The 223-nt window shown below is 67.3% G+C and carries 1 pseudogene; it reads right to left on the bottom strand.

The features are described from left to right. A pseudogene (locus KKP04_RS16055) lies at positions 1-223 on the bottom strand (IS5/IS1182 family transposase); the annotation flags it as partial.

The raw sequence follows: 223 nt of genomic DNA on the forward strand, positions 1-223 counted from the left end.
TTGTAGAGCCGTGCATCGGGGTCTGTGGTCGAAGCATGGGTGGCATTCGAGCGCTTCTCGCCCCGGAAATCGACCTCGGCATTGCGGTGGGCTTTGGTGTTGCGGGGCATCCGGTCGGTCTCGGCTGGGGTCTCGGAAGGCTCGGTTTCGGGCGTGGCATCTGAGGCGGGAGGATCGCCCGGCCCGTCATCGTCAGGCGGGGCGGCATCGGCCTTGGGCTGGA

Origin of the sequence: Rhodomicrobium sp. Az07, from assembly GCF_018619475.1 — a bacterium.
Classification (GTDB): Bacteria; Pseudomonadota; Alphaproteobacteria; order Rhizobiales; family Rhodomicrobiaceae; genus Rhodomicrobium.